The organism is Uniformispora flossi, from assembly GCF_049534875.1.
Lineage (GTDB): Bacteria > Actinomycetota > Actinomycetes > Streptomycetales > Streptomycetaceae > Yinghuangia > Yinghuangia aomiensis.
In genome coordinates this window covers 117,926-124,288 of the sequence record NZ_JBMULZ010000023.1, presented here as the reverse complement: position 1 = coordinate 124,288, position 6,363 = coordinate 117,926, and the positions used below count along the sequence as shown (strand labels likewise).

The 6,363-nt window shown below is 73.9% G+C and carries 8 protein-coding genes; 3 read left to right on the top strand and 5 right to left on the bottom strand.

Features of this window, described 5'->3' with window-relative positions; translation table 11 throughout:
* Window positions 1-129: 129 nt before the first annotated feature.
* The 5 genes from ACPA54_RS34310 to ACPA54_RS34290 all read right to left on the bottom strand — a co-directional run bounded on the left by ACPA54_RS34310 (window position 130) and on the right by ACPA54_RS34290 (window position 4,581).
* Complete coding sequence (locus ACPA54_RS34310; protein WP_423535735.1) at window positions 130-774, bottom strand: histidine phosphatase family protein; 645 nt, start codon at window positions 772-774, stop codon at window positions 130-132.
* Entirely contained in the window at window positions 771-1,181 is a 411-nt protein-coding gene (gene rsfS / locus ACPA54_RS34305) for a ribosome silencing factor (RefSeq protein ID WP_423535726.1), read from the bottom strand. The genes ACPA54_RS34310 and rsfS overlap by 4 nt, the downstream gene beginning before the upstream one ends.
* 145 nt (window positions 1,182-1,326) lie before the next feature.
* Window positions 1,327-3,345 carry an LCP family protein gene (locus ACPA54_RS34300; RefSeq protein ID WP_423535724.1) on the bottom strand — a complete coding sequence of 673 codons (2,019 nt, stop codon included), beginning with the start codon at window positions 3,343-3,345 and terminating at the stop codon, window positions 1,327-1,329.
* Window positions 3,342-3,959 (bottom strand): nicotinate-nucleotide adenylyltransferase, encoded by a 618-nt coding sequence (gene nadD, locus ACPA54_RS34295; protein ID WP_423535723.1) that lies wholly within the window; start codon window positions 3,957-3,959, stop codon window positions 3,342-3,344. Before nadD ends, ACPA54_RS34300 begins: the two co-directional genes overlap by 4 nt.
* A gap of 163 nt (window positions 3,960-4,122) precedes the next feature.
* Complete coding sequence (locus ACPA54_RS34290) at window positions 4,123-4,581, bottom strand: helix-turn-helix domain-containing protein (protein WP_423535722.1); 459 nt, start codon at window positions 4,579-4,581, stop codon at window positions 4,123-4,125.
* A 195-nt stretch (window positions 4,582-4,776) separates the two neighbouring features.
* Here ACPA54_RS34290 and ACPA54_RS34285 point away from each other — a divergent pair, with 195 nt between their 5' ends.
* The 3 genes from ACPA54_RS34285 (at window position 4,777) to ACPA54_RS34275 (ending at window position 6,239) form a co-directional block, all read left to right on the top strand.
* On the top strand, window positions 4,777-5,151 hold the full coding sequence (locus tag ACPA54_RS34285) for a hypothetical protein (protein ID WP_423535721.1): 375 nt from the start codon (window positions 4,777-4,779) through the stop codon (window positions 5,149-5,151).
* Window positions 5,152-5,292: 141 nt separating this feature from the next.
* Entirely contained in the window at window positions 5,293-6,030 is a 738-nt protein-coding gene (locus ACPA54_RS34280) for a hypothetical protein (protein WP_423535719.1), read from the top strand.
* Window positions 6,027-6,239 carry a hypothetical protein gene (locus tag ACPA54_RS34275; RefSeq protein ID WP_345678428.1) on the top strand — a complete coding sequence of 71 codons (213 nt, stop codon included), beginning with the start codon at window positions 6,027-6,029 and terminating at the stop codon, window positions 6,237-6,239. The genes ACPA54_RS34280 and ACPA54_RS34275 overlap by 4 nt, the downstream gene beginning before the upstream one ends.
* Window positions 6,240-6,363 lie beyond the last annotated feature (124 nt).

Below are 6,363 nucleotides of genomic sequence, written 5' to 3'. Positions count from 1 at the left end.
GCGCTGGTGCTGCCCCCCGCGCCCCCGGCGCCCCACACGGCCGCAGTCGTCGGCCGCCTCAAAACCTCTTGGGCGCGGGGATAAGGGCCGCGCCCCGCCGCACATCTCGAAGTAACTCGGACCCGCCGCTCAGACCTCGTCGCCGAGCACCGGCTCGGGCAGCGTCCCCGCGTTGTGCTCGAGCAGGCGCCATCCGCGCGCGCCCGGGCCGAGGACGGACCAGCAGCAGTTCGACAGCGCGCCGAGCGAACCCCAGTTGTCTTCCGGCAGGCCGATCATGCGGCCGATGAGGCAGCGGATCGCGCCGCCGTGCGAGACGACGACCAGCGTCCCGGCGTCCGGCAGCGCTTCGACGGCCTGCGTCACGGCCGCGACCGCGCGGTCCGCGACCTCGGTCTCCAGTTCGCCGTCGCCGCGCCGCACCGGCTCGCCGCGCCGCCAGGCCGCGAACTGCACCGGGAAGCGCGCCTCGATCTCGGCGTTGGTGAGGCCCTGCCACTGGCCCGCGTAGGTCTCCCGCAGGCCCTTGTCGGTGGCCAGTTGGAGACCGGTGAGCGCCACGAGTTCGTTGGCCGTGTCGACGGCGCGCGTCAGGTCCGATGCGAGGATCGCGTCGGGCCGCAGCGCGGCGAGCAGCCGGGCGGCCCGGCGGGCCTGGGCGACGCCGGTGTCGGTCAGCGGGATGTCCGTCTGGCCTTGGAACCGGCGCTCCACGTTCCAGGTGGTCTGCCCGTGCCGCCAGAGCAGGATGCGGCGGGCGTCGCGCGCGCTCAGCTCGCGTCCTCTGCGGGGGACGCGGCGCGGTCGCGGTTGACCCGCTGCACCGACTCGGGCAGCTCGATCTGCGGGCAGTCCTTCCACAGGCCCTCGAGCCGGTAGTAGGCGCGTTCCTCGGCGTGCTGGACGTGCACGACGATGTCGATGTAGTCGAGGAGCACCCAGCGGGCCTCGCGGTCGCCCTCGCGGCGGACCGGCTTCGCGCCCAGTTCGCGCAGCCGCTCCTCGACCTCGTCGACGATGGCCTTGACCTGGCGGTCGTTGGGCGCCGAGGCGAGCACGTAGGCGTCGGTGATGCCGACGATCTCGCTCACGTCGTAGGCGACGGTCTGGGTGGCTTGCTTCTCGGCACACGCCTCGGCGGCGGCGATGACAAGCTCGATGGCGTGGGGAGTGGCGGTCACGATCAACTTTTCCTGAGGCGACGAAGGATGCCTTCCAGGTTCTCACACTGCGCGGGGTCACCGCCGCCGAGTAAGGCCGGGCAAGGCCGGGCGCGGGCGGGGCCGGCGCCCGGTTCCCCGGATCCCGGCCCCGCCCACGGCCCCGTTACGGCTTGTAGTCCTGGCCGAGCGTGATCACGATGTCCGCCAGCATCTGCCCCTGGGCCTTGGTGACCGCCGTCTCGGGCAGGTTCAGGGTGAGGGCGATCTGCTTGGCGGTCTCCAGCCGGGCGTCGTCGCTGTACTGGATGATCGTCGTCGGCTTCGCCTTCGCGTCGACCGGGCCGCCGGGCACGAAGGTGTAGCCGGCGTTGACCATCTTGACGCGCACCGACTCGGCGGCGTTGTTCTTGCCGCTGGCGTCCCCGACCATGACCCGGGCGGGGCCTTCGGCGCGGGGCACGGTGACGGTGCCGCCGAGGATGTTCTTGACCACGGTTCCGGCCGCGGCGGTGTCGAGCATGCCGTCCGGCTGCACGGGCAGGCCCGCCGAGGTGAACTTCTGGGTCTGCACGCCCTTGGCCATCTCGGTGAGGAGGTCGGCCAGGCGGGCGTCGGGCAGCGACGGGTCGGACACGTTGGCGAGGTTCCGCAGCAGGCTCGCGACCAGGTCGGGCTTCTGCGGGAGGCCGCGCAGCACGCCGTTGACGACCCGGCCGAACCGGTCGGAGCCGAGGCCGGGGGCCTCCCCAGGGACCCGGTAGGCGGCGTAGGCGCGGGCCGCGGCACCGCGCACGTTCGACTTGCCGCGCGGCACCAGAACTTGCCCGTCCGGGCCCTTGACCTCCACGTCGGCGTCGAGCTCGATACCGCCGACCATGTCGACGAGGCCTTGCAGCACGGGCTCGCTGACGACCCACGAGCCGTCCATCTTGATGCCGATCAGCTGCGCGAGCGCTTCCCGGGACGCACCGGCGCCGTCGCTCGCCATCAGGCTGCCGAGCGGGACCGGACCCGCCGAGGGGGTGTTGACGATGGTCACCGACGGCACGGTCATCATCGAGGCGGTGCCGCGCGTCGGGTCGTTCGCCAGCACCGCGCTCGCGAGCGCCTGGCCGTCCTTGCCGCGCAGTTGGATCAGCACCGCGCCACCGCTCGCCTGTTGGGCGGCTTTGCCGTCGCCCTTGAACCAGGTCGTGTAGGCGAAGTAGCCGCCGACGCCCACGCCGGCCAGAACCAGCGCGAGGAGCAACGCTATGGCGCGGCCGCGGAGTTGCTTGCGGCGTTCGTCCCGGCGTTCGGAGCGCGTCTCGGCGAACTTCAGCCAGTCGATGACGTCTTCGGACTCTTCGGCCTCGTCGTCGACGAACGCGAACTCGTCGTCGTCGTAGCCGACCCGTTCGCTGTTCGCCCGGCCGGGACGCCCCGCGGCACCCTTGCGCGGCGCGGGACGCGGCTGGCCCGGAATGGGCGGGGCGGCAGGAGCGGCCGGGGGCGGCGCGGCGGGCGCGGCCGGCGTGGACGGGCGCGCGGCGGTGCCGGTGCCGCCGACCTGGACGCGGTAGGAGCCGGTCGTGCTCGACGACTCCGCCGGGTCGGTCGACCCGGGGCGGCGGACCTGCGGCTCGGCGGGCGCGGCGGCGGCCTGCGCGCGGCCGTAGGCGGGCTGCCCGGGCACCTGGCCGGGCGCCTGCGGGGCCGCGTCGGGGCGGACGCCGGACGCCGGGTAGGTCTGGCCGTCGTAGGGGGCGTAGGCGCCGGAATCGTAGTCCGACGGCGGGGCATAGCCGGGCTGGGCCGGTTGCGGGGCGGCGTAGGCACCGGAGTCGTAGCCGGTTTCGTAGCCGTAGCCCGGGGCCTGGGGTTGGGCCGCCGGCCGGCCGGGGGCCTGGGCGTATTGCTGCGGGTCGTACTGCTGTTGCCCGTAAGGGGTGCCGTAAGCCGGGGACTCGTAGGCGGAGTTCTCGTAAGCCGGGGTGTCGTAGCCGTACTGGCCCTGGTCCTGGCCGGGTACGGGGGTGCCGTATCCGGGGTTCGGCGGGTAGCCCTGGCCGTAGCCGTCGCCTTGGCCTTGCTGGTAGGTGCCGTAGGTGGCCGCGGGGTCGTAGCCCTCGGGGCCGGTGGTGCCGTCGCGGTACGGCTCTTCGCCGTAGGGCCCGCCTCGCCGTTCGCCCGGTCCGGTCATGTCGCCCCTCGGTACAGCCCTCGTTTGCTGATGTATTGCACGACGCCGTCCGGCACCAGGTACCAGATCGGCTCGCCGTCGCTCTGGCGCCGGCGGATGTCCGTGGAGGAGATCGCCAGTGCGGGCACCTCCACGAGGCTGACCCCGCCGTCCGGGAAGCCCGGGTCGGACAGCGTGTGCCCCGGGCGGGTACAGCCCACGAAGTGCGCGAGCCCGAACAGTTCTTCGGCGTTGCGCCAGGAGGAGATGATCTGGGCCAGCGCGTCCGCGCCGGTGATGAAGAACAGTTCGGTCCCCTCGCCGGCGGCCCGGCTGAGGTCCTTGAGTGTATCGACGGTGTAGGTCTGGCCCGGCCGGTCGATGTCGACCCGGCTGACCGAGAACCGGGGGTTGGACGCGGTGGCGATGACCGTCATGAGGTAGCGGTCTTCGGCCGGCGACACCTCGCGGTGGGTTTTCTGCCACGGCTCGCCGGTCGGCACGAAGACGACCTCGTCGAGTCCGAAGAGCCCCGCGACCTCGCTCGCCGCCACCAGGTGGCCATGGTGGATCGGGTCGAACGTGCCGCCCATGACGCCCACGCGTCTGGTGCGCTGTGCCGTGCCATCGTCCATGGGCGGCAAATCTATAGGGCAGGCTCGCGGAAGCACACGCCCCGGGGCCGAGGTGTCGTAGGGCCGGGCAGGGGCAGGGCAGGGGCGATGCCGAGCCGGTGCGGGACGCGGGCGGAGTGGCCGGGAATCGCCCGAGGCCGACGGGGAGTGCGGGACGGGGGCGTCAGCCCGCCGCGGGTTCTCCGGCCGGACGGGCGGTGTTCCGGTGGCGTTGCTCCGGGACTCCGCCGAGCGGGAGTTGCCCCGCGGCGGCCCGCCGCGCCAGGACCCGCCGGAGCACGACCTCGGCGACTTCGGCGACTTCCTCCGCCTCGGCGTCGGTGAGGTCGTCGAGGGCGGTCTGCAACGCGCGGATGCGGGGGTTGGCGGCCGGGCCGGTCTCGTCCGTCCAGTAGCCGGCGTCGTCGCGGGCCGCCTCGATGAGGAGGTTGGGGTGGACGCCCATGCCGGCCGCGAGGGCTTCGAGGGTGGCGCGTTCGACCATCCGGCGGGACTGGCCGGTGCGGGCGAGCAGCGAATAGACCGTGGTGCGGCTGACTCCCGCGGCGTCGGCGAGTTTGCGGGCGTTGCGCCCGGGCTCCGCGTCGATCCAGCCCTCCACGAGCCGCTTCAGACGGTTCATCGCTCCCGTTCCCCGACGCCCGCGCACACCCCGGCGCATGGCCGCACACCTGTCGACACGCAGCGTACCCGGCCGGTCCGCCACGCGCCTCCGATCGGTACGCATTGCGTGGACAGCAGGTACGCAGACCGCTAACGTGGACGTCCGATCGAACTTCAGTTCGATAAAGGCGCGAGATCGAAGAGTGTGTCCGACATGAGCAAGCCAGGCGCGCCGGGCATCCCGCGGCAGTCGCCCGCCCCCGCGGCGGCCGAACCCGCCGAGGAGCCCGCGGAAGACCCCGAGTCCGGACCGGACCACCGGGCCGCCCCCGAGCGCGGCCCCGCCGGAGCCGCCGGAACGTCCCCCGGACCGGGCGCGCCGCGCCATCGCGCGCTGGACGCCCTCCGTGCGCTGGACGCCGAACTGCTCCGCCTCGCCCGCGCCGCGCACGCCGATGCCGAGATACGCGGCGCCGTGCGCGCCGTCCTGGACGCGGTGCGCACGGCCACCGCGCACCCGGACGGCACGACGACCCTCGTCGTCGCCACCGCCGCGTGGACCCGCCTGCGCGACACGGCAGCGAACTGAGCCGCCGCGGCTCGGACCCCTCCGCGACGCATCGACCGGCACCTCGACGACCGGCACCTCGACGACCGCCACCTCACGACCACGACACCGACCACCCGCCACCCGCCCCTCCCCCGACCGCACTCGCGCCAGGAGGACCCCGTGACCCGTACCGCCCGACCGCGCCGCCGCACCCCGCGGAGAGACGGCTTCACCGGGCGCGCCCGCCGCGCCATCGACTCGCTGCTGCGGCAATTCCCGGAGCTGCACGAGGAGTTGGCCGCCGGTCCGCGTCGACAACCGCCCGCCGCGCCGGACCCGTCCGCGGACGCCCTGGCCCGCCGGGCCGCGGAAGCCGCCGAGGACCGCGCCGCGGCGCTGTGGAACGCCCAGCACGACCGCACGCCGTCCGGCGGCCACGCGGCGCCGCTGAACCTCGCGGCTTTGGACGCCGACATCGACATCACCGCGAGCATCGCCGAACTGGAGGAGGCCGTCCACGACCGGCTCGGCTATCCGGCGCCGCCCGCCGGCGACGTGACGACGCGGCTGATCCGCATCCTGCGCCTGCTCGACGTGGTCGAACGCGATGCCGACCTGGCCGAGCACGTGCAGTCCGAACTCCGCCGCATGGCCCGGCGCTGCGCCCGCGCCCTCGGCGACACCGAGCCGATCCGGCGGATCCGGCCGCGCTGCCCGCTGTGCGATTCGGTGTCATTGCGGGCCTTCGCGGCCCGGCACATCGTGCTGTGCGTGAACCCGGGCTGCCGGTGCGACGACGAAACATGCGCCTGCCACGTCGCACCCGGCGCGCGGCACCGCTGGGAACGCGGCGAGTGGGCCGAACTCGCCCTGCTGGTGGGCTGTGCGGTGGAGGAACTCGCCGAGGCGGCGGCGTGACCCGCGCCCCGTCCGGGGCGGCGGCTCCGGCGCTGGTGACGGCCGGCGAGGCGGCCCCCGAGGTCGCCGTCGGCCCGGCGACGATCCGCAAGTGGGTCCAGCTCGGGCATCTCGCCCCCGCGGGGAAGCGGGGGCGGGAGAACCTGTTCCGCCTGGAGGACGTGTTCCGGGCGGAACGCCGCGCCCGTCGGCGGCCGGCGCCCGGCTGACCGCACCGCCGCACCACACCTCACGTGATTCGAACACACTTGCGAATACCGGCGATCTCGATCACACTGGAGGCAGCGGCGAAGCTGTGCCCACCGAGGGGGCATCGGCTTCGCCGTTTTGCTT